This is a genomic window from Nonomuraea fuscirosea, assembly GCF_035917475.1.
Classification (GTDB): Bacteria; Actinomycetota; Actinomycetes; order Streptosporangiales; family Streptosporangiaceae; genus Nonomuraea; species Nonomuraea fuscirosea.
In genome coordinates, this window is the sequence record NZ_CP109074.1 from 7250746 (window position 1) to 7272723 (window position 21978).

Consider the following 21978-nt stretch of genomic DNA (forward strand, 5'->3'; position numbering starts at 1 on the left):
CGCGGCGCGCCGATCCTTCTCGCCGCGCGCTGAACCGGACTCATCAAGACTCATCAGGCGGTCGCCGGCCCTGGCTCGCCGTCGGAGATGGCGACGGTGAGCAGGTAGCCTTCCCGCAGGCCCTGGAGCCCCAGGGTCCGCTCCACCTCCGCGGCGGCGTCTCGGTCGAAGACGGCGGCCCGCAGGCCCATCGCGCGGGCTGACAACTGCACCGTGCTCGCGATGTGCCCCGCGTCCATGTGCACCGTCCTGAACGTCCGAGGCTCGCGGTAGCGGTACATGTTCCGTTCGAACAGGCTCGTGATGACCACCAGCGCCCGGACATCGGGGAAGCTCCGGATGCTCTGCGGGAAGATCCGGCGCAGGTCCTCGTCGCCGAGCGGGCCGTCGTCGTCCAGCAGCCGCAGGCCGAACGGCCGCATCGTGACGTGGTAGCGGCCGGCCGCGGCGCCGGGGACGTCCCGGACGATCACGTACCCCTCCGAAGGGTTGCGTCCGCCTCCCGACGGGCTGCTGCGGCGCAGCAGCGGGGCCGCGTCGGTGATCGGCACCCGCTCGCCGGTGGCGCCGAAGGACAGCGACAGGATCCGGGAGAGCGCCGCGAAGTCGGCCCGGCGTGCGAGGCGCTCACCGCCCCACACGGTGCGCACCGTGCCCGGCGCCATCCCCGCGGCGGGTGTGGGCAGCGGCAGCTCGGGGCGTTCGAGATGGTCGAGCTTGTGCCGGTCGAGGTCGGGCTCCACGGCCTGGTAGGCCCGCATGCGGTCGTGGTCGAAGTACGTGCCCGCCGCCTCGGAGTAGTCGACGCACGGGTAGTCGTAGGCGAGCGCGTGATACTCGGCCGCCTCGCCCCAGCCGTGCCCGCTCCAGCTCCGGCGCAGCCCGACCAGCCAGGCGAGCCGCGGATCGGACTCGACCTGCGCCGCCTCCACGACGAGCGCCCGCTCGCGCAGCACCTCGACCAGGCCCGACCAGTAGCCGGCCGGCCGGTGCAGGGGGTCGGCGTCCGTCAGGTGGCCGGCCAGGTCGTCCGGCGTGCGCGGGCGGAAGGCGGCGGCCAGCGCCGCGGCGGCGGGCGGCCGCAGCCGGTGGCGTTTCTTCTCCAGCAGGTTCTCCGCTATCCAGCGGTCACCGACCAGTTCCGACGGGGGAATCATGCGGACCGCGGGATTGATTCGTACGAGCATGAGACTCTCAGACATCACTCGATGGAATGTGCCGAATGCCGTGGCGCCGTCGTGGTGAACCGACGCCGGCACCACGACACCGGCCTACTCGTGCGCGCCTAGTAGCACTCGCACTGGAGGAGCATCACGTCGTATTCCGACGTGTCCTCGACGACATCGAGCGCCTCTGCGGACGTCATGGTCTCACTCATCTGAATTCACCTCCTCATTTGAGCTCAGCCGGAACCGGTGGTTCCTACGGGACAAGCAGCTGTCAATGACGTGCTGACCGCTTTTCCACGCATTGTGCGTGGCGCCCGAGAATGGTTCTAGCACACCGCGATATCAATCGGCTGGCAGCCGTCTGTCAGCCGTCTGACAGCTCGCTGAAAAGACCGGCCGGCGCTTCCGAATACCGGGTTCACCGGCAATGAGCGGCCTTGACAGGCGATTGACTTGTTGCGAGGCTGACGCCGCGCAGTGATTTCCAGCGCGTTTTCCACTTCGCGACGAGAAGGAGCGGCATCCATGTCGGGCGGCTATATCGTCGGAGTGAACACCGGCTCGCACGACGCCTCCGCGGCGCTGGTGAAGGACGGGAAGATAATCTCGCTGATCGAGCAGGAGCGGATCAGCCGCCGCAAGCGCGCGGTCAACGAGTCGCCGCGCGACGCCATCAGGACGTGCCTCATGGACGCCGGCATCGAGCTGAGCGACGTCTCGTGCGTCGCCGTCGGCTGGGACATGCCGAAGTACTTCGCGCTCGAAGGCCGCGGCTTCCCCGTGGACATCTTCCGCAAGCGGATCGGCGTCCCGCACGAGATCCCGATCCACTTCTACGGCCACCACCTGGCCCACGCCGCCAGCGCGTTCTGGACCAGCGGCTGGGACCGCGCCACGGTGATCGTCACGGACGGCCGGGGCGAGGACGCCGCCACGACGACCTACCTCGCCGAGGCCGACACCTTCAAACGGCTGGCCCAGTGGGACCTGGCCGAGTCGCTGGGCCGCTACTACAGCAAGGCGTCGTCGTGGAGCGGGCTCGGGCCCACCGACGTCGGCAAGTTCATGGGGCTGGCCGCCTACGGCGAGCCGCGGATGGCGATGCCGATCGAGGTGACCCCGGACGGCTACCGGCTGGCCGGGGCCGAGCGGGTGCCGAACCGGACGATGCCGGAGCTGCGCGAGGCGCTGAACGCGAGCGTCACACCCTACTTCTCCGCCTGCTTCCCGTACGGGGAGGGCGACGGGATGGAGATCATGGCGTATGCCGATTTCGCCGCGTCGGTGCAGTCCTCCCTGGAGGCGGCGCTGAGCTCCCTGGTCACGGCGGCCGTCGGCGAGACCGGCTGCGCCCAGGTGGTGCTGGCCGGCGGGGTCGCGATGAACTGCACCGCCAACGGCAAGCTGGCCCGCCACCCGTCGGTGGAGGAGCTCTACGTGCCGCCCTTCGCCTACGACTGCGGCGTGGCCGTCGGCGCGGCCCTGCTCGCCGCCAGGGACAGCGGCCTGACCGGCGTGTCCACCGCGAACGGCCGGGTGGGCGCCTACCTCGGCCGCGACCACTCCGCGCGGATAGCTGAGGTGGCCGAGTCGGCGCCGCTGGCCGGCCGGCGGCTCTCCGACTCCGACCTCGCCGCGTGCGTCGCCGAGCACCTCGCCGCCGGCCGCCTGGTGGGCTGGTACCAGGGCAGGGCGGAGGTGGGGCAGCGGGCGCTGGGCGCGCGCAGCATCCTGGCCGACCCCCGGCGGCGCACGATGGTGGGCCGGCTCAACCAGGTCAAGGGCAGGGAGTTGTGGCGGCCGCTCGCGCCCAGCGTGCTCGCCGAGGACCGCGACCGCGTCTTCACGCACGACCTCGGCGACCTCGGGCACCACATGCTCGGCGCGACCCACGTCCGCGACGGCGTGCGCCCGCTGATGCCGGCGACCGTGCACGTGGACGGCACCGCGCGCCCGCAGTACGTCCGCCGCGACCGGACGCCGCGCTACTACGACGTGATCGAGTCCTTCCGCGACATGACCGGCACGCCGGCCGTGCTCAACACCTCCTTCAACCTGGCCGGCGAACCCATCGTGTGCTCCCCGCAGGACGCCCTGTCCACGTTCCTGCGCAGCGGGCTGGACGTTCTCGTCCTCGGTGACCACGTGCTGGAGCGGACCGGCCAGGAGTCCGCCGGCTGAGCGGCGGAACGGTCAGTTGCGGTACTTGCACAGGATGTGCGACCTGCCCTTGGCCTGGACCCACTTGCAGGTGCTGTAGGCCGGGCTGACCCGTGGATGCGTCATCGTGGTGTGCCCGGAGCTCCCCTTCGAGCTGTAGGAGGTGTTGGAGACGTTCGAGTCGGTGTAGAGGTAGACGTCCATCCCCCTTCCGGCCTCGACGGAGCCTCCTCTGATCGACAGGTAGGACGCGCTGGCGCACTCCACGTTGTTGCCGATCTCGCGATTGCAGTACGTGATGAGAGCGGCGTGCGCGGTCCCGGTCGTGGCGGCGAACACCGGGACCGCCAGCAGGAACGCCAGAGCGAGGGACAGCGGCCGCTTCCTGAGTGACATGGCCTGGCTCCTTGTCTCGGCAGGACTCATCGCGCCACGGTGGGCGACAGGTCGGAGAGGGTGAAGGCGCCGCTCGCGCCGGTGACGCCGCGCGGGCCGGTCTCCGCCGCGGCCGGGTCGGACAGCACCAGGTTCGGCGCCACCACGGTGTAGCCGTCGCCCAGCTGAGCGGCGGGCACGCCGTCCGGCAGGAGGTAGGCCTCGCTCGCGCCGGGCGGGCCGGCCACCTGGAGGCCGACGCCCTGTCCGGCGAAGTCGGACGGCTCCGCGCACGAAGCCCCGGCGACGAAGTCGGCCTCCTGGTCGCCGATGACCGTGATCAGGCAGAGCCGGCCCTCGGCGTCGACCCCGGACCAGTGCGTGCCGGCGCCGGAGGAGCCGAGCCGCCGGGTCGTGTCGGCCGCGACCAGGTCGCCGACCTCGGTCCCGGCGGAGACGAACGCGGGCAGGTGATCCGCCTGAGTCTGCTGCCGGGACATGAGGGACAACTGCTCGACCGGGGCTTTCGAGGTCGCGGTGCCGGCCTGCGCCGTGACGACGAGGAAAAGGCCGATCGCGGCCGCCCCGGCGGTGGCGGCGGCCGTCAGAACCAACGGTTTTCTCATGACAAGAAACCTCTCTCCTGCTGATCCGGTCATGACGCGATGCGCGATTCGCATTTCAGGTTCACGCGGCTGTTCGAGCCCGCGAGAGTCCATTTGCAGCCGCTGCGGCCGTAGTTGTATCGGGGGTGGCTGAGGACGACGATCGAGCTCACGGAATTGGAGGTGGCGTGCAGCCCGCCGTCCGCGCCGTTGTAGGTGTTCGCATAGACTCGGAAAATGCTGCCGCTCATGCTGGTCCGGGCGCCCTTCCTGGGGCCGCTCGCAGCGTGCAGATAGAGGGTGCCGCCGACGGAGGAAGCATTCCTGTACGTGGTGTAGTGGTCGGCGTACGCGGCGGGGGAGGTGACGGATATCGTCGCGCCGGCGAGCGTGAGCACCAGGAAACCGGATCTGAGTCTCATGAGGTCCCTTCCGACAGGGGTCAGAGATAAACTCTGTCGCGCCCTGATTATGAATCCGGGCGGAATACCGGTGGCACACGCCCGGTACATGGCCCGCATATTCCGGGCGAGTACCGCTTTCCTCAGCCGATTCCGGCGCGGGTCGCCGCCGCCTCGCGATCGGCGCGGGCGGCGGCGTCGTGGTAGCCGCGGGCCAGGTGCAGCCGGCCCCGGGCGTGGGCGGCGTAGAGGGAGCCGGTGGCGCCCAGGACCTGGGCGCGCGGACGGACACCGTGCCGATGGCCGCCTCCGCTGCCCGGCCGTCCTCCAGCAGCGCCCGCCCGACCGTCCGGTCGCCCAGCTCGTGGAACAGCCGCACGGCCCTGGCGCAGCAGGCCTCGGCCAGGTCGAAACGGCGCCGCATGAAGTGCACGCCGGTCAACGAGGCCAGCAGCGCGGCGTGCCGGCCGAGGCGCAGGTCGATGTCGATCCGCGGCTCCAGCACTCCAAGCCGCACCTCGGCCAGCCGGGTGGCCTCCGTCGCCAGCACCCGCAGGTCCGACATGCCGGAGAAGGCCGGCCCCCGCCAGAGCTCCAGCGCCTCGTTACGGAATGCGCGGCGTCGAATCATCAGAAGACGGGCGTCGCCTCTCCCGCGCGCCCGTCCGGCGCATGGGTTCCCGGCGGTGACGCGGCCCGCCGGACGGGGGCTCGGGTCCTGGACGTCAGTGCATGGGGGTCCAGATCGTCATGGGGCCCGCGCCCCTGTTGGCCCAGGTGTGGTACGGCACGAAGGTCAGCTCGACCGGGCCCGCGTGCTCCGGCTCCTGGGGGGCGGTGGCGGTGCGGTAGGGGAAGCCGCCGTCCTCCGCGCGGTGTGCGTGGGCCCGGCCGCGGGCGAGGACCGGCACCACCTCGGCGGGCAGGCCGGGCAGCGGGGCGCCGTCCCTGAGGTCCGGCCCCGCCACGCACAGGTCGTCCACGATGACGCCGGGGTGGTCCACCTGCTCCAGGCAGTAGACGAGCGGGCCACGCTCGACCGCGACCTGCCCGCGCGCCACGTCCAGCCGGGGCACGGCGGCGGTCAGGCGGGGGCGGACGGCGAGGTCCAGGCTGACCCGGTCACCGGGCCGCCAGGCCCGCCGGACGCGATGATATCCACCAGGCCCGTTCGCGGCGGTCGCGGTGGGGTTGGCGGGCTCGCCGTTCACGCCGGCGGCGCCGTCGGCCCACGCGGGGACGCGCAGCGCGAGGGTCCACGGCCGGTCCGGCGTCTCCCTGACCACGATCTCGACCCGGCCGTCCCACGGGTAGTCGGTCTCCACCTCCAGCAGCACGTCCCCCGCCCGGACGGTCCCGTTCGCGTACAGATGCAGCTGGACGCCGTCGTCGTCCCGGGTGGCCAGGTAGTGGCCGAGCGAGGAGAGCAGGCGCATGACGTTGGGCGGGCAGCAGGCGGTGCCGAACCAGTCCTGGCGGCCGCGGGCGGCGGCGCGCCGGTCGTCGGGGTTGGCTCCGGCGCGCACCCGCAGCGCGTTGACGTAGAAGAAGCGGTCGCCGGTGAGGGAGATGCCCGGCAGGACGGCGTTGTGCAGGGTGCGTTCCATGAGGTCGGCGTACCGGGCCGCCCCGGTGGCGAGGAGCATGCGCCAGGACCACTGGACGCTGCCGATGGCGGCGCAGGTCTCGCAGTACGCGGTCTCGGGGGCCAGCTCGTGCGGGCCGCCGAACTGCTCGCCGTACCAGACGGAGCCGAGCCCGCCGGTCAGGTACGTCCTGGTCGCCACCATGTCGAGCCACTGCCGTTCCAGCGCGTCCAGCAGACCGCGGTCGGAGGTCTCGGCGGCGACGTCGGTCGCGCCGGCGGCGAGGTACATGGCGCGGACGGCGTGTCCCTCGACGGCGGTGGCGTCGCGCAGCGGCACGCGGTCCTGCCGGATGCCGGGCCCGTGGTGGCCCTTGAGCGGGAGCCGTTCGTGGCCGCGCCCGGTGATCATGCGGGCGGCCAGGTCGAGGTACGGCCGGACACCGGTCTCCCGGTACAGCTCGGCCAGGCCCGTCTCGACCTCGGGATGCCCGTCGAGCGCGTCGCCCGGCAGGTCCTTGACGAGGTGGTCGGCGACGCGGCCGGCCACGCCGAGCAGGGTGTCGTCGCCGGTGGCGCGGCGGCCGGCGACGGCGGCCTGCATGAGGTGGCCGGCGCAGTAGAGCTCGTGGCTGGAGGCCAGGTCGGAGTAGGGCGGGCGGCCGGTGAGCTGGGTGTGGGTGTGCAGATAGCCGTCGGGCCGCTGGGCGCCGGCGACGAGACGCACCGCCTCGGCGTACGAGCGGGCCAGGCTCTCGTCCTCGGCCCTGCCGCGCTCCCAGGCCACGGCCTCCAGCCACTTGTAGACGTCGGAGTCGGCGAAGACCTTGCCGCGGTGCTCCCCTCCGGCACCGCCGGCCAGTTCCAGGTTGGCGAACGCGCCCGACTCGCGGATCCGTTCGCCGCCCAGCGGGATCGTGACCTCGCGGTTGACCCGCTGCCGCGCGCCCCAGAAGCCGCCCTCGACGCGCCCGCCCGAGGCGGGCCGCAACGTCACCGCCGCGTCAGGGCGCGGCCGCACCACCGCATCATCGCTCATACCAGCCATCCTGCCTGAGGTCTACATATCCAACAAGATACGAATATCTATGCACACCTTGACGTCACGCTGGGCGCGAAGGAGGGTGAATGGGAAATCTATGCACAGTTGAATATTTATGTGCGACGAAGGGATGGCGATGTCCGAGATCCCCGACACGGTGCTGCTCGAAGAGCGGGCCGCGCTGGCGATGAACGCGGTGACCGGATTGCCGGACGACGACCTGGGCGGCATACCGTACTTCAGCGCCGACCTGCTCGCCCGTCCCGCGGTGCTGCGGCACGGCGACTGGGACTGGGGCTCCAGCCACGGCCGGCTGCTCGACGCCTGCGTCCTGGCCAGGCAGATGACCGGCCGGGACACCTGGCGGGAGGCCGAGGACGGCTTCCGGCGGCGGCTGACCGGCTTCTTCGGCGCCGACGGGCTGAGCTACCGGCTGGCCCGGCCGGAGGTGGGATGGGCGGCCAACGCCAACCTGATCGACCAGCGGGCCGTGCTGCTCGCGCTGACCACCTGGTTCGTCTCCGACGGCGACCCCGAGGCGCGGAAGCTGGCCGACCGGCACGTGGCCGCGCTCAAGCGGATCGCGATCAAGGAGCGGGACGTGTGGTTCTACCCCGCCTCCGAGTACACGCCGGCCGGCTGGCCCTCCCCCAACGCGATCGCGCTGCACCTGGCCCCGGACCCCGCCTCGTTCAGCGGAAGGCTCATCATGCCGCTGCTCCGTTACCACCAGGCCACCGGCAACGAGGACGCGCTGGAGCTGTGCGGCTGGTTCGCCCGCCTCATCGTGCACAAGAGCGGCATCTATGGGGAGGACGGGAGTTTCAACTCCGCGCGGGCCTACCGCAGCGGGCACTTCCACACCCGGCTGGGCACGCTCGAAGGACTCGCCCGGTACGCCGCCCACACCGGCGACCACGAGCTGACCGCGTTCGTGCGCCGCGCCTACGACTGGGCCCTCGGCCAGGCCACGGCGTTCGGCTGGACACCCGGCGACCTGGCCGACCAGCGCTACGAGCACGAGAGCTGCTCCCTGGTCGACCTCATCGGCACCGGCACCACGCTGGCCCGCTCGGGCCACACCGCGTACTGGGGCGTGGTGGAGCGGTTCCTGCGCAACCACCTCGTGGAGTCGCAACTGCTCGACCTGAGCTGGGTGGAGTCCGCCCAGGACACCTCCGGCGACGAGCCGGGCTGGACGACCCGCGTACGGGTGGGCGAGCGGGTGCTCGGCGCCTTCGCCGGCTACGGCGCGCCCAACGACTACGTCTGCGACGTCGAGCTGGGCCGCGGGCACACCGCCGACGTGCAGGCGTGCTGCGTCGGCTCCGGCGTGCGCGGCCTGTTCTGGGGCTGGAACTCGATCGTCACCGCCGACGACCGGGTCACCCGCGTCAACCTGCTCCTCACCCGCGCCACCCGGAGCGTCACCGTGCTCAGCCACCTTCCCCACGAGGGCCGGGTGGACCTCGACGTGCACGAGGACCTGCCCGAACTGCGGCTGCGGGTGCCCGAATGGGCCGGGTACGCCAAGGTCCGCGTCTCCCGCCCGTCCGGCGACCACGACGGCGCGGAGGCCGGGGTGTGGGCCTCCGACGGCTACCTGTCGATCCCCGCGCCGCGCCGGGGAGAGCGCGTCACGGTCACCTTCCCCGTGCCGGAGACGACGAGCACCGAGGTCGCGGCGGAGCGCGAGTACCGGGTGCGCTGGCGCGGCGACGACGTGATCGGCATCAGCCCCGAGGGGACGGCCCGGCCGATGTACAGCGGGCGCAAGGTCCATCCGACCGCGCCACGGCGCGACTACGCCCTGACCCGGCCGGCGCGGGAGTGGGCCTGGTGAGCGGCTGGAACCTGGCGGATGTCCCGCCCGCCGCGACGCTGACCCCGTACGCGCTGCGCTGCGAGCACCTCGGCACCCCGCGGGGCGTCGGCGTGCCCGTGCCGAGGCTGAGCTGGCGCCTCGCCTCCGACCGGCGCGGCGACGCGCAGGCCGCCTTCCGCGTGACCGTCCGCACCGCGACCGGCGCTCCGGCGCTGCCCCAGGCCGGTCCGCTGCCCCAGGCCGACGTCCCGGCCCGGGACAGCGGCCGGATCGACGGCGTCCCGGTCTGGGACAGCGGCTGGATCGACGGCCAGGACGTGAGCGCCGACTACGGCGGCGCGCCGCTGACGTCGTTCGCCCGCTATGCCTGGCGGGTCGAGGTACGGGCCGCCGACGGCACGACGCGGGCGGCGGAGTCCTGGTTCGGGACCGGTGTGCTGCACGCCGACGAGTGGGCCGCCGCCTGGATCGGGCACGACCCCGAGACCGAGCCGCCCTTCGAGCCGCCCACGGACGACCGCGAGCCCCGCACCGTCCGCACGGCGCACCTGCCCGCTCCGCGCCACTTCCGGCGCGAGGTCCGCCTGCGCCCGGCCACCGCGATCAGGATCGCCTGCACCGCCCGCGGCCTGTACGAGCTGCGCGTCAACGGCCACCGCGTCGGCGACGGCGAGCTGACGCCCGGGTGGACCGAATACCACCGGCGCGTCCCGTACCAGGTGTACGACGTCACCGACCTGGCCGGGGAGGGCCCGCTGTGCGTCGGGGCGGTGCTGGCGGACGGCTGGTGGTCGGGCAGCCTCGGCTGGGACGGCCGGCAGCAGGCCCAGCGGTACGGGCGGCAGCCGCAACTCCTGGTCCAGCTCGTGGCCGAGCACGCGGACGGCTCCCGTACCGTGATCGGCACCGACGGGAGCTGGCGCGAGACGACCGGACCGCGGCGCTACGCCGACCTGCTCATGGGCGAGTGGTACGACGCCCGCCTCGAACTCCACGGCTGGGACCTGCCCGGCTTCGACGACTCCTCCTGGGCTCCGGCCCGTGTGACCGACACCGACCTCTCCGTCCTGGTGCCGTCGGCCGCCGAACCCGTCCGCGTGACGCAGGACCTCGTACCCGTCGAGACCTTCGTGCGGGACGGCCGCACCATCGTCGACCTCGGCCAGAACATCGCCGGCCGGGTCCGGGTGACGCTGCGCGGCGCCGCGCCCGGCACCCGTGTCACGCTCAGGCACGGCGAGGCGCTGAGCGCCGGCGGCGACCTCTACACCGGCAATCTCCGCTCGGCCGAGGCCACCGATCACTATGTGGCGGCGGGGCGGGCGGAGGAGACGTTCGAACCACGCTTCACCGTGCACGGCTTCCGCTACGTCGAACTCACCACCCACCTCCCCGGAGAGCTGCCTGGCGACGCTGCGAGCGACCTCAACGGCGATCATCACCAGGGCGCCGTCCCCGGCGACCGTGCGGACGGCCTCACCGGCAGCCGCGCGCCCGACATCGAGGTGACCGGGCGGGCGATGCACTCGGACACCCCGGTGGCGGGCGAGTTCACCTGCTCCGACGCCACCGTGAACCGGCTCATGAGCAACATCCGCTGGAGCCAGCGCGACAACTTCGTCTCCGTGCCGACCGACTGCCCGCAACGCGACGAACGGCTCGGCTGGACCGCGGACGCGCAGGTGTTCCTGCCCACGGCCTGCTACAACGCCGACGTGGCCGCGTTCTTCACCGGCTGGCTGGCCGACCTGCGCTGCGCCCAGGACGCGGTGGGCGGCGCGGTGCCCGACGTGGTGCCGCACGTGATGACCGAGCGGCACGGCACCCCCGGCTGGGGCGACGCCGCGACCGTCGTCCCGTGGCACCTCTACCGCGTGTACGGGGACGAGCGCGTGCTGCGCGACAGCCTGCCCAGCATGCGCCGCTGGGTGGACCACGTCGAACGGCACAATCCCGGCCTCGTCTGGCGTCACCGGGTCGGCAGCCACTACGGCGACTGGCTGCAGGCCGGGGTGCGGACGTCCCGCGACGTGATGGCCACCGCGTACTTCGCGCTGAGCGCCGACCTGACCGCCAGGGCGGCGCACGTGCTCGGGGACCTCGACACCCACTCCCGCTACGCGGGGTTGCGCGCCCGCATCGGGGAGGCGTTCGCGCGGGAGTTCGTGGCGCCGGACGGGAGGATCACCGGCGACACGCAGACCGGCTACCTGCTGGCGCTGGCGCACGACCTGGTGCCCGCCGGCCTCGTGCCCGCCGCCGTCGGGCACCTGGTGGCCGACCTGGAGCGGCGCGGGCGGCGGCTGACCACCGGGTTCGCCGGCGTGGGCCTGCTCGGGCCGGTCCTGTCGGCGCACGGGCACGCCGACCTGGCCTACGCGCTGCTGCACGACGACCGGTATCCGTCGTGGGGGTACTCCATCAAGCGCGGCGCCACCACCATCTGGGAGCGGTGGGACGGCTGGACGGAGGAGGCCGGCTTCGGGCCCGTCGCGATGAACTCCTTCAACCACTACGCGCTCGGGTCGGTCGGCGCGTGGCTGTACGGCGGGGTGGCCGGCCTCGGGCAGCGCGACGACTCGGCCGGTTTCCGCCGCCCGGTCGTCCGGCCGCTGGTCGGAGGGCTGCTCCGATGGGCGTCCGCCGCGTACGAGACCCCGCTGGGGCGGCTCGGCAGCCGGTGGGAGCTGGACGGGGACACGCTGCGCCTGGAGGTCCGCGTCCCACCCGGCGCCCTGGCCACCGTCCACGTCCCCACCACCGACCCGGCCTCGGTGCGCTCGTCAGGCCGGCCGGTGACCGGCTCACCCGCGACCGATCCGCCCTCGGTACGCCCGTCCGGCACGCCGGCGACCGGGCCGGCGCTGGTGTGCGAGGTGGGCTCGGGGCTCCACACCTTCACCGCGACGTGGCGCCCCTGACCGCCGGCACCCGCCCGGTGACCACCTGGGCAGCCGGCACCGAACGCCTCCCCGGCTCCCTGCACGAGCAGACCGTACGCAACGTGGTACGCACGACGGTGGGCGGCACGAGCCTCAGAGTGCGGCTGAGCAACGCCTTCGGAGACCGGGAGGTGACGTTCGGCGGGGTGTACGTGGGCGTGGGGCGGGCCGGGGCGGCGCTGGTGGCGGGCTCGAATCGGCGGCTGACCTTCGGCGGCCTGGCCGAGGTGCGGCTGGCCCCGGGGACGACGGCGCTCAGTGACCCGCTGCCCGGCCCCGTGCACGCCCGCCAACGGCTCGCCGTCACCCTCTACCTGCGGGGCGACGGCGGCACCCTGACCGGCCGCAACCGCGCCACGGCACCGGCGTACGGACGGCAGGCCGCCGTCTCTCCCGTGTACCGATCGACGTCCGGTGACCACGCGGCCGACGAGGGCGGCGGCGCGTACACGGAGGAGGCGGCGGTCTGGCACTGGCTGGACGCGCTGACCGTCGTCGCGCCCGAGCCGGTGTCCACCGTGGCCGTCCTCGGCGACTCACTCACCACCGGCGTCGGCTCCGTAACCGGCCACGGCTGGACCGACCTCCTGGCCTGGGGCACCGAGCACCGGACGGGCGACTGGCACCGGACGGGCGACGAGTTCGCGATCGGCACCGGGATTGCGGTCCTCGGCGGGATCGCGGTCGCCAATGAGGGTGTGTCGGGTGGGAAGGTGCTGGCGGCGGGCACCGGTCGCGCGGCCGAGGAGCGGCTCACCGCCGAGGTGCTGACCAAGCCGGGCATCGACACCGTGATCCTGGCGGCGGGCGTCAACGACCTCGGGGCGGGGGCGCGGGCGAAGGACCTCATCGCCGCCTACCGCCGCATCGTCACCGCCGCGCACGCCGCCGGGGTGCGCGTGGTCGGCGCCACGATCACCCCGTTCGCCGGTGCGGTCTTCCACAGCCCCGACGCGGAACGGGCTCGTCAGGAGGTGAACGCCTTCATCCGCCAGGTCGGCGCGTTCGACGGACTGGCCGACTTCGACGCCGCCCTGCGCGACCCCGCCGACCCAACCCGCCTCCTGCCCTGCCACGACTGCGGCGACCACCTCCACCCGAGCACCGCCGGCCACCACGCGATGGCCGCCGCAGTAGACCTCCGCCCCCTCCCCCCGAACCGCCCGGCTTCCGAGGCAACGCGACAAGTCCGTCCATAGACGGCGGCGCGATCCTGAGGCAGCAACCCTCGGGCCAGGCCGCGAGCTCGACAGCAGCTCCCGGGCAGCCGGGAGAAAGCGCCCGCCGGTCGGACCGGGAGCCGGTCGGCCGATCGCGGGCCGCCTGGACGAACCACCCGCCGGTCAGGTCGGGAGGTGGATGGCCGGTTCTGGGCGGTGGACGCCGCGAGGGCGGTAGCCCAGGGTGTCGGAGAGGCCGAGGTAATCGGACAGGAGCCAGATGATGGCCAGCCACATCTCCGTCCCCTGGAGCCCCGGCGTGCGGGTCTCGCCCGGCCCGATGGTCAGGGCGAAGCTGAGTCCGGCCCCGTCCTGCCAGCCCCCGAGCGCGCGGTCGAGCTGCTCCCTGGCCCACGCCTCGCCTTCGGCGCGACGGTGCCGGGTCTGGCGGGCGGTCAGCCAGAGCGGGTGGATGACGTCGAGCACGTTGCAGGCGTTCCCGGTGTCCGGGCCGAAGTAGCGGGGGTCGCGGGACTGGGCGAGCACCGTGTCCACGGCCCGCTCCGGGTACGGCAGCGGCTGCCCGAACTGCGCGAACGTCCCCCTCGTCAGCCGGTAGAAGCCGTTGACCACCTGCAGCCACCCCGCGTCCCCGTCCGGTTCGCCCCACATTCCGTGGGCCTGGCGGCAGCGGGTCAGCAGCCAGCCGTAGAGGGTCTCCAGGTTCGGGCCCCGCACCCCGAAACCGGACAGGTTGCGATAGAGCCCGGTCCCGACCGCGTCCACCCACGACCCGGCCGTCCACGCGTTACGGGCCCAGTCGAGCCCGTCGAGGGTGGCGAGCAGGTCCTCGGGGGCAAGGTCGGCAACCGCCGTGATCGGGTGCTGGAAGCCGGTGCCGAGCAGGTCGAGCGCGTACCCGACGGACAGGATGTGGTACGCGGTGATGCCCTCCAGTTCGGGCCGCCCGCCGTCGGCCGCCTCGGGTGAGCCGGGCGCGCCGATCTCGGGGACCAGCCCCGTCGCCGGGTCCTGGCGGTCACGCAGGAAGGCGACGATCTCCTCGCGGGCCGGGGTCGGCGGCGGGCCGCCGAGCAGCAGGTCGGCGATCTCGACGGCGTCGGCCCAGGCCCGTACGGTCGGCCGCGCGCCGGGACGGTCGACGTACCGTTCGCCGGTCCAGCAGCGGGCGAGCACCTCCCCCGCCTGCTCCCGCGCCCGCCCGGCGAACGCGACCAGCCGTCTCTCCAGCCCACCCCCGCCTGCCGGAGCGGTGGACGGGCGGGGGTGGCGGCGGTCGCGGATCGGGCGGGCCGGATTGCCGGCCATCATGGCCCAGGCGGGCACGTCCTTGGTGACGACGGAACCCGCGCCGATGACGGCGTGGTCGCCGATCGTCACCCCGTCGAGCACGACGACGTTCGAGCCGATCCACACGTCGTCCCCGACGCGGATGCCCCGGCTGGTGACGGGCTGGCGGAAGACGGGGCGGTCGGGCTCGGTGGAGTGGTTGAAGCCGAGCAGGGACGTGTGCGCCCCGATCCGCACGGCATCCCCCAGCGACACCTTCCCCCGCACCACCGCGTACGGGTTGACGGTGCAGTCCGAGCCCATGGAGATGTCGTCGGTGACGTAGGCGTGGGCGGCGATGTAGCAGAAGTCGCCCATCCGCAGCCGTTCGGTGTGCACGGCGGCCAGCGGCGAGATGAACACCTTCCCCGCCGCGTCGAGCCCGATCTCCTCACGGATGCCGGCCAGGTGGGCCTCCTGGGCGCGGCGTTCCTCCTCGGTCGCGTGGTCCCAGAACAGCCACGGGCGGAAGTCGAACGTGGACGGTCCTGTCGGTCCTGTCATGTGATCGGCGTCCTCTCGGTACGGGGCCGGCGTCATCGGCCGGGTGCGGCGATCAGGTACGGCGGGCGGGGGCGGCGTCATCGACGGTCAGGGCAGGCTCAGGGTGATGGACCAGGTGTAGCGGCGGACGGTCAGCCGGTAGCGTTCGGGCAGTGCTGGGCCGCAGGAGGCGCTGCCGATGCCCTGCTGGCCGTGGTCCAGGTTGAGCCACACGCGCCCCGAGTCCATCAGGTCGTGCGGGCGGCGGGCGGCCTGCAGCGCCTCGCTCGTCCAGCGGCGGGCGGTGAAGTCCAGGTGCGGCTCGCCGTCCACGCGCAGGGTGGGCAGGCCGGCGCCCGACAGCTCCAGCCAGCGGGTCTCGACGTGGTTGCCGTTCTCCTGCGGCACGAGGTACGGGGTCTGCAGGGCGTCGATCGAGCGGGCGTGCCGGCCGACGCGGGCGGCCGCGTGGCTGTCGGCGTACGACTCCCCCGGGCCCCGGCCGAACCAGGTGACCTCGCTGTAGCCGCCGGGCAGCGCGAACCTGGCGCCCATGCGGGGCGGGTTGACGTCGAGGTGGCCGTAGGCGGTGTCGTGCCAGTCGCCCACGGGGTCGGCCTCGATCAGCAGGTGCAGCCCGCCGTCGCGCAAGCGGTAGGTGAACGTGGTGCGGAAGCCGAGGGTACGGGTGGCTGGGCCGCTGCGTCCCCTGACCACGATCGTGCCGTCGCCGGGCCGTTCGACGCCGGCGCACCGGTGCAGGAAGCGGTCCAGCCCGACCGCCTCCCAGTCGGCGGCCAGGGCGTTCCTCGGGCCCTGACCCCGGTCGTTCTCGGTGGGTGCCCGCCACACGTCGAGCACCGGCCCGTCCAGCTCCAGCCCACCGATCCGGACCAGCCGCCCCGTCCGCCCGTCGAAGACCGCCGCCCCGAGCCGCACCTCTCCCCCGTACGCCCGGCCGTCCGCCCCGCCGTCCTGCCCGCGCTGAGCCTCCGGCTCTCCGACCGGCCCCAGGACCGGCTCGATCACCGGAGCGGTCCCCGGCCCGATGACCGGGGCGGGAGGGGGTGGTGCGGGCTGGTCGAGGCGGGCCTGACCCCAGGCGATCACGTGGCCCGCCGGAGCCCAGCGGGTGTCTTCGACCAGCACCGCCTCCACCGTCACCCACGTCTCACCGCCGGGCCCGGCAGCGTGCGGGCCGCGTGAGGGCGCCGTGCCGGACGGGTCGCGGACCGGCACCGTGGCGGGCGCGGCGGTGGCCGCCGGCGGGAGGGGGAGGCGGGTTTCTGTGCGGGCCGGGCAGTCGGGGACGGGCAGGGTGCCCGAGGCGATCCGGACCCCGTCCCGCTCGACGCACCACCGGAAGCCGAGGTGCGCGAGCGACAGGAAGTCGTACCGGTTGGCGACCACGACCTCCCCGCCCTCCACCGTGATCCGCACCGGCGCGATCGCCTTGCGCAGCTCGGCCAGCCCAGGCGAAGGCGTGCGATCGGGGAACAGCAGCCCGTCGAGGCAGAAGCGTTCCCCGTTCGGCTGGTGGTCGATGTCCCCGCCGTGCCGGTAGTAGCGCCGCCCCAGCGCGTCGCGCGCGGCCAGCCCGTGATCGATCCACTCCCACACGAACGCCCCGCAGAACCGTTCGTACGACTCCAGAATGGCCTGGTAGTCGGAGAGCGACCCGGGCCCGTTGCCCATGGCGTGGGCGTACTCGCACAGCAGGAACGGCAGCCCCCGCCGGCGCACGTCGTCCGGCGAGCCCGGCTCGACCCCCTCGGGGGGCTCCTCCGCCCGCCGCCCGATGCGTTCCAGGTCGGACAGGGACGGGTACATGAGGCTGTGGAAGTCGGAGTGCCGGTAGCTGGGGTCGCGCTCGTAGTGCAGCGGCCTGGTGGGGTCGCGGTGGCGGATGTAGTCCTCGATGTCGCCGAAGGCGGAGCCGCTGCCGCTCTCGTTCCCGAGCGACCAGATGACCACGCTCGGGTGGTTCTTGTCGCGTTCGACCATGCGCCGGGCGCGGTCGAGCAGGGCCTCGCGCCACATGGGCTCGGCGGGCGGGTTGCCGTCCCAGCCGGCGTAGATGAAGCCGTGCGTCTCGATGTCGCATTCGTCCACCACCCACAGGCCGTACTCGTCGCACAGGCGCAGGAACTCCGGGTGCGGCGGGTAGTGGGCGGTGCGGACGGCGTTGACGTTGTGCCGCTTCATCAGCTCGATGTCGCGGATCATGGTGGCGCGGTCGAGCGAGCGGCCACGGTCGGGGTCGTGCTCGTGCCGGTTGACCCCGCGGAACAGCACGGGGACGCCGTTGACGAGGAGCCGGCCGCCGGCGATCTCGACCGTTCGAAAGCCGATCGCCAGCTCGATCGTCTCGCCGGCCGCCGTGAGCGTGCCGCGGTAGAGGCGGGGGTGCTCGGCGCTCCACGGCTCCACCCGGGGGACGGTGACCTGTTCGCCGGTGGCGAGGGCCAGGCTGAGTTCGGGGACCTCCACCTGGCCGGGGGCGTCGGCGGTGACGAGGAGGGTGCCGGCGCCGCCGCGGTAGGAGGCGCGTACGGTGAAGTCGTCGATGCCGCCCTCGGGCCGGGACAGCAGTTCCACGTCGCGGAAGATGCCCGGCAGCCACCACATGTCCTGATCCTCCAGGTAGCTGCCGGAGGACCAGCGCTGCACGCGTACGGCGAGCAGATTGTCCCTGGGCCTGATGAGCCCGGTGACGTCGAACTCGAACGGCAGCCTGCTGCCCTTGGAGTGCCCGAGCAGCTCGCCGTTGAGCCAGACGGTGCCACACGAGTCGACCCCCTGGAAGCGCAGCACGCTGCGCCCGGCCGGCCAGCCGGGCGGCAGGTCGAAGCGGACGCGATGATCGCCGGTCGGGTTCCGGTCCGGCAGGTACGGCGGGTCGATGGGGAACGGGTAGGCCGTGTTGGTGTAAAGGGGCTGGTCGTGGCCTTCGAGCACCCAGTGGGCGGGCACCCGGATCGTGTCCCAGCCGGTGTCGTCCAGGTCCGGGTCGGGCAGCGAGGGGCCGGTCCCCTCGGCGGTTCCGGAGAGCCGGAAGCGCCAGCGGCCGTTGAGCGAGAGCCGGGGCGCGTCGGAGACGAAGTCCGCGCGGGCCGCCCGCCGTCCGGAGCCGGGCGCCGGGTCCTCGTGGAAACGGAGCGGGGCGTCGACAGGGGATGCGGCCATCCGAACGGTCCTCCCGGGTGAGACAAAACGTTTTAACCCTATAGGGGAGCCCCGCACGACACCAGATCTCACAGGCATTGACATCCAGGCATGAATAAATATATCATTCAATAAATCGTTTTAACATCGCTGGGGATCTCATGACGCCTCCAACCCCGACGACCGGCATCCGCTTCGGCACCGCCTACTACTGGGAATACCAGCGCACCCCCGACCTCGAACGCGACCTCGACCTGATGGCGCGGGCGAAGATCGACACCATCCGCGTGGGCGAATCCGTCTGGTCCACCTGGGAGCCGCGCGACGGCGTGTTCGCCCTCGACTGGATGACGCCCGTCCTCGACGCGGCGCACGAGCGCGGCATGAAGGTGCTGCTCGGCACGCCCACCTACGCCGTCCCGCCGTGGCTGCAGCGCAAGCACCCCGAGCTGGCCGTCGTGCGGGCCGACGGGCGCCGCATCCCGTGGGGCGCGCGGCAGGAGATCGACTTCACCTCGCCCGTCTTCCTGCGCTACGCCGAGCGCGTCATCCGCGCCGTCGTCGGGGAGCACGGCGGGCATCCGGCCGTGCTCGGCGTCCAGCTCGACAACGAGCCGGGCCTGCACCTGATCCACAACGAGCCGGTGTTCGAGCGGTTCAAGACCTGGCTGGCGCGGCGGTACGGCGGCGTCGAGCGCCTCAACGCGGAGTGGGGGCTGACCTACTGGTCGCACCGCCTGGCCGGCTGGGACGAGCTGTGGCGCCCTGAAGGCAACACGACCCCGTCGTACGACCTGGCCTGGCGCACGTTCCAGGCCGAGCTGACCACGGAGTTCATCGCCTGGCAGGCCCGCCTGGTCCGCGAGCTGGTCCCGGGGGACCGCGCGCTGACCACGTGCCTGGCCTACCAGCGGCCGGCGCTGCACGACGTCCGGCTGTCGGAGCACCTGACGGTCACCAGCGGCAACGCCTACTACCTGCCGCAGGACGCCCTGGTCCACGACGACGGCGACGCGCCCGCCGAGATCTCCTGGTTCACCACCACGCCCGCCGGGCTGTTCCAGGCCGCCGACCGGATGTACGCCTCCCGGCAGGACCGGTTCTGGGTGACCGAGACCAACGCCACGTCGATCGCCGGCTCGCAGCTCAACCTGCCGCCGTACGACGGGCAGCTCCGCCAGGCGGCCTGGGCCCTGGTGGCGCGCGGGGCGGAGATGATCTCGTACTGGCACTGGCACACGCTGCCGTACGGCGCGGAGACGTACTGGGGCGGCATCCTCGGCCACGCTCCGGAGCCCGGCCGCGTCTACGACGAGATCGCGGCTCTGGGCGCGGAGCTGGAGCGGGCGGCCGGCGACCTCACGGGCCTGACGCCGGACGCCGACGTCGGGTTCCTGTACTCGCACGAGAGCAAGTGGGCGCTGACCTTCCAGCCGCCACTCACCCTGGACGGCCGCTCACCCGACCCCGACTCCTACGAACGCGTCATGGCCGCCTTCTACCAGGGCGCGGCCGACGCGGGACGGCAGGCGGCGTTCATGGCGCCCACGCAGTTCAAACGTTTGCCCATGATCGTGGCGCCCGCCCTCTACTGCCTGTCCGGGGAGTTCGCCGGGGAGCTGGAGGCGTACGTACGCGACGGCGGCCACCTGATCCTCACCTTCCGCACCGGCTACGCCGACGAGGAGGCCAGGGCCCGCACCGAGATCGCGCCCGGCCCGCTGCGCGCCCTGGCCGGGGTGCGTTACCTCGAATACTCGACGCTGCTGAAGCCGGTCCCCCTGCGCTGGAGCGGCGGGCAGGACGTGGCCAGGCACTGGGCCGACGGCCTCGAACCCGAGGGCGCCGAGCCGCTGGCGCGCTACGACCACCCCCACTTCGGCCGCTGGCCCGCGATCACCCGGAACCGTGTGGGCGCGGGCACCGTGACCTACGTGGGCACGCTGCCCGGCCGGCGGCTCATGGCGGAGCTGTTCCGCTCAGCCGCCCCGGACCCCGGCCGGCTCGTCGTCGCCGACGCGCCAGAGGTCAGCGTGCGCTCGGCGGTCAACGCGGGCGGCGAGCGGCTCTGGTTCGCGCACAACTGGTCCGGCCGCGAGACCACGGTGACGCTCACCGGCCCGGCGACCGAGGTCACCGGGCCCCGTGAGCCGCTGCGGCCGGGCCCGCTGCGGCTGGCCCCCTTCGAGGTGCGAGTGGTGAGATGACGACATTCCTCCCCGATTGGCAGTCGCTGCGCGGCCATCAGCTCCCCCGGTGGTTCGGCGAGGCGAAGTTCGGCATCTGGTCGCACTGGGGCCCTCAGTCCGTGGCGCGCTCGGGCGACTGGTACGCCCGCCACCTCTACGGCACGCAGCCCTGGTCGGAGCCGTGGGAGAGCAGGCGGGCCGCCCGTCAGCGGGCCCACCACCGCACCCACTTCAACCGGGGCGAGGGCGCCAAGGACCTGTTCCCGCGCTGGCGGGCCGAGCGGTTCGACCCGGACGAGCTGATCGACCTCTACGTCGCCGGCGGCGCCCGTTACTTCGTCGCCCTGGCCACCCACTGCGACAACTTCGACCTGTGGGACTCGGGTGAGCGTGGCTGGAACGCCGCCCGGGTCGGCCCCGGCCGCGACATCGTGGGCGCGTGGGAGCGGGCGGCCCGCGCGGCGGGGCTGCCGTTCGGCCTCAGCTTCCACCAGAACTGGACCTGGCGCTGGCTCGACGTGGCCCACGGCCGGGACCCGGAGACCGGCGAGCCGTACGACGGCGCGCTGACCGCGCGCGACGGCGCCGGAACCTGGTGGGAGGGCCTCGACCCGGCCGAGCTCTACCCCCGCCGGCACGACCCCGGAGCCAGGCCGCCGGCCGCGGAGTCGGCGCGCTTCTACGCCCGCGTCCGCCAGGCGCTCGACCGCTACCGCCCCGACCTGGTCTACCTCGACGACGGCCGGCTGCCGTTCGACGAGGGCAGCGTGGTGGAGTCGGAGCCGGTCAGCAAGGCCGGGCTCGACCTGCTGGCCCACTACTACAACACGTGCCCGACCGGCGGCATCGTGACGATCAAGGACGTGCCCGAGAGCGACCGCACGGCGGTGCTGCTGGACAGCGAGCGCCGCCAGCTCGACGCGGCGCAGCCGTACCCGTGGCAGTTCGACACCAGCGACGGCGAGTGGTTCGACTGCGCGGACGACGACCCGATGTTCCATCCGCGCAAGTCGGCCCAGCAGGTGATCCACACGCTGATCGACGTGGTCAGCAAGAACGGCTGCCTGCTGCTGAACATCCCCCAGCACGCCGACGGCACGGTGGACGCCCGGGCCCGCGACCTGCTGGCGGAGGTGGGCGCCTGGCTGCGGGTGTGCGGCGAGGGCGTGTACGGCACGACGCCCTGGCTGCGCGCCGCGGAAGGCGGCACCGGCCTGGGCGCGGTCAGGGGCTACGAGCACTACAACGAGGCCGACCGCGCCTACCTGCCCGGCGACATCCGCTTCACCCGGCGCGGCGAGGCCGTCTACGCGACGCTGCTCGCCTGGCCGCGGGACCGCACGGCGGTGATCACCAGCCTGGGCACGGCGGCCGGACTGCTGGACCGCGCCCCCGCGCGGGTCGAACTGCTCGGCCACGGCCCCGTCGGCTGGCGGCTGGAACCGGAGGCCCTGTACGCGGACCTGCCGCCCGAGCCGCCCACCCGCGCCGCCCACATGATCAAGATCACCTGACGAGGAGCTCCTG

13 protein-coding genes and 1 pseudogene are annotated in these 21978 nt (G+C 73.1%); 6 read left to right on the forward strand and 8 right to left on the reverse strand.

Translation table 11 applies throughout. From position 1 onward, the window contains the following. Positions 1-53: 53 nt before the first annotated feature. Complete coding sequence (locus tag OIE67_RS33065) at positions 54-1202, reverse strand: SagB/ThcOx family dehydrogenase (RefSeq protein WP_326627847.1); 1149 nt, start codon at positions 1200-1202, stop codon at positions 54-56. 492 nt (positions 1203-1694) lie between these two features. Here OIE67_RS33065 and OIE67_RS33070 point away from each other — a divergent pair, with 492 nt between their 5' ends. Then, positions 1695-3350, forward strand: coding sequence for a carbamoyltransferase family protein (locus tag OIE67_RS33070; protein ID WP_326627849.1), 1656 nt, complete (start codon positions 1695-1697; stop codon positions 3348-3350). A 12-nt stretch (positions 3351-3362) separates the two neighbouring features. Here OIE67_RS33070 and OIE67_RS33075 read toward each other — a convergent pair whose 3' ends face one another. The 5 genes and pseudogenes from OIE67_RS33075 to OIE67_RS33095 form a co-directional block, all read right to left on the reverse strand. Further along, complete coding sequence (locus tag OIE67_RS33075; protein WP_326627851.1) at positions 3363-3725, reverse strand: hypothetical protein; 363 nt, start codon at positions 3723-3725, stop codon at positions 3363-3365. 26 nt (positions 3726-3751) lie between these two features. Then, the gene (locus OIE67_RS33080; protein WP_326645823.1) at positions 3752-4330 is read right to left on the reverse strand and encodes a hypothetical protein; all 579 of its coding nucleotides are present in this window, start codon (positions 4328-4330) and stop codon (positions 3752-3754) included. 29 nt (positions 4331-4359) lie between these two features. Then, entirely contained in the window at positions 4360-4731 is a 372-nt protein-coding gene (locus OIE67_RS33085) for a hypothetical protein (RefSeq protein WP_326645825.1), read from the reverse strand. Positions 4732-5077: 346 nt separating this feature from the next. Beyond that, positions 5078-5341, reverse strand: a pseudogene (locus tag OIE67_RS33090) (BTAD domain-containing putative transcriptional regulator); the annotation flags it as partial. A gap of 94 nt (positions 5342-5435) precedes the next feature. Beyond that, positions 5436-7334 (reverse strand): glycoside hydrolase family 127 protein, encoded by a 1899-nt coding sequence (locus tag OIE67_RS33095; protein ID WP_326627852.1) that lies wholly within the window; start codon positions 7332-7334, stop codon positions 5436-5438. A 139-nt stretch (positions 7335-7473) separates the two neighbouring features. Here OIE67_RS33095 and OIE67_RS33100 point away from each other — a divergent pair, with 139 nt between their 5' ends. The 3 genes from OIE67_RS33100 to OIE67_RS33110 are packed head-to-tail and all read left to right on the forward strand — an operon-like array spanning position 7474 to position 13303. Continuing rightward, positions 7474-9180 (forward strand): glycoside hydrolase family protein, encoded by a 1707-nt coding sequence (locus tag OIE67_RS33100; protein ID WP_326627854.1) that lies wholly within the window; start codon positions 7474-7476, stop codon positions 9178-9180. Further along, positions 9177-12083 (forward strand): alpha-L-rhamnosidase, encoded by a 2907-nt coding sequence (locus tag OIE67_RS33105; protein ID WP_326627856.1) that lies wholly within the window; start codon positions 9177-9179, stop codon positions 12081-12083. The genes OIE67_RS33100 and OIE67_RS33105 overlap by 4 nt, the downstream gene beginning before the upstream one ends. Continuing rightward, positions 12071-13303, forward strand: a complete 1233-nt coding sequence (locus OIE67_RS33110; protein WP_326627859.1) for a GDSL-type esterase/lipase family protein — start codon at positions 12071-12073, stop codon at positions 13301-13303. Before OIE67_RS33105 ends, OIE67_RS33110 begins: the two co-directional genes overlap by 13 nt. 144 nt (positions 13304-13447) lie before the next feature. Here OIE67_RS33110 and OIE67_RS33115 read toward each other — a convergent pair whose 3' ends face one another. After that, positions 13448-15118, reverse strand: a complete 1671-nt coding sequence (locus tag OIE67_RS33115) for an acyltransferase (protein ID WP_326627861.1) — start codon at positions 15116-15118, stop codon at positions 13448-13450. 87 nt (positions 15119-15205) lie between these two features. Next, positions 15206-18283, reverse strand: a complete 3078-nt coding sequence (locus OIE67_RS33120) for a glycoside hydrolase family 2 TIM barrel-domain containing protein (protein ID WP_326627863.1) — start codon at positions 18281-18283, stop codon at positions 15206-15208. A gap of 140 nt (positions 18284-18423) precedes the next feature. On the opposite strand from OIE67_RS33120, the gene OIE67_RS33125 reads away from it, so the two are divergent. Together OIE67_RS33125 and OIE67_RS33130 are read left to right on the forward strand one after the other, a co-directional pair. Next, a complete protein-coding gene (locus OIE67_RS33125; protein WP_326627865.1) occupies positions 18424-20469 on the forward strand; it encodes a beta-galactosidase in 2046 nt (681 codons plus the stop codon). Next, entirely contained in the window at positions 20466-21965 is a 1500-nt protein-coding gene (locus OIE67_RS33130) for an alpha-L-fucosidase (RefSeq protein ID WP_326627867.1), read from the forward strand. The genes OIE67_RS33125 and OIE67_RS33130 overlap by 4 nt, the downstream gene beginning before the upstream one ends. The last annotated feature ends 13 nt before the right edge of the window (positions 21966-21978 follow it).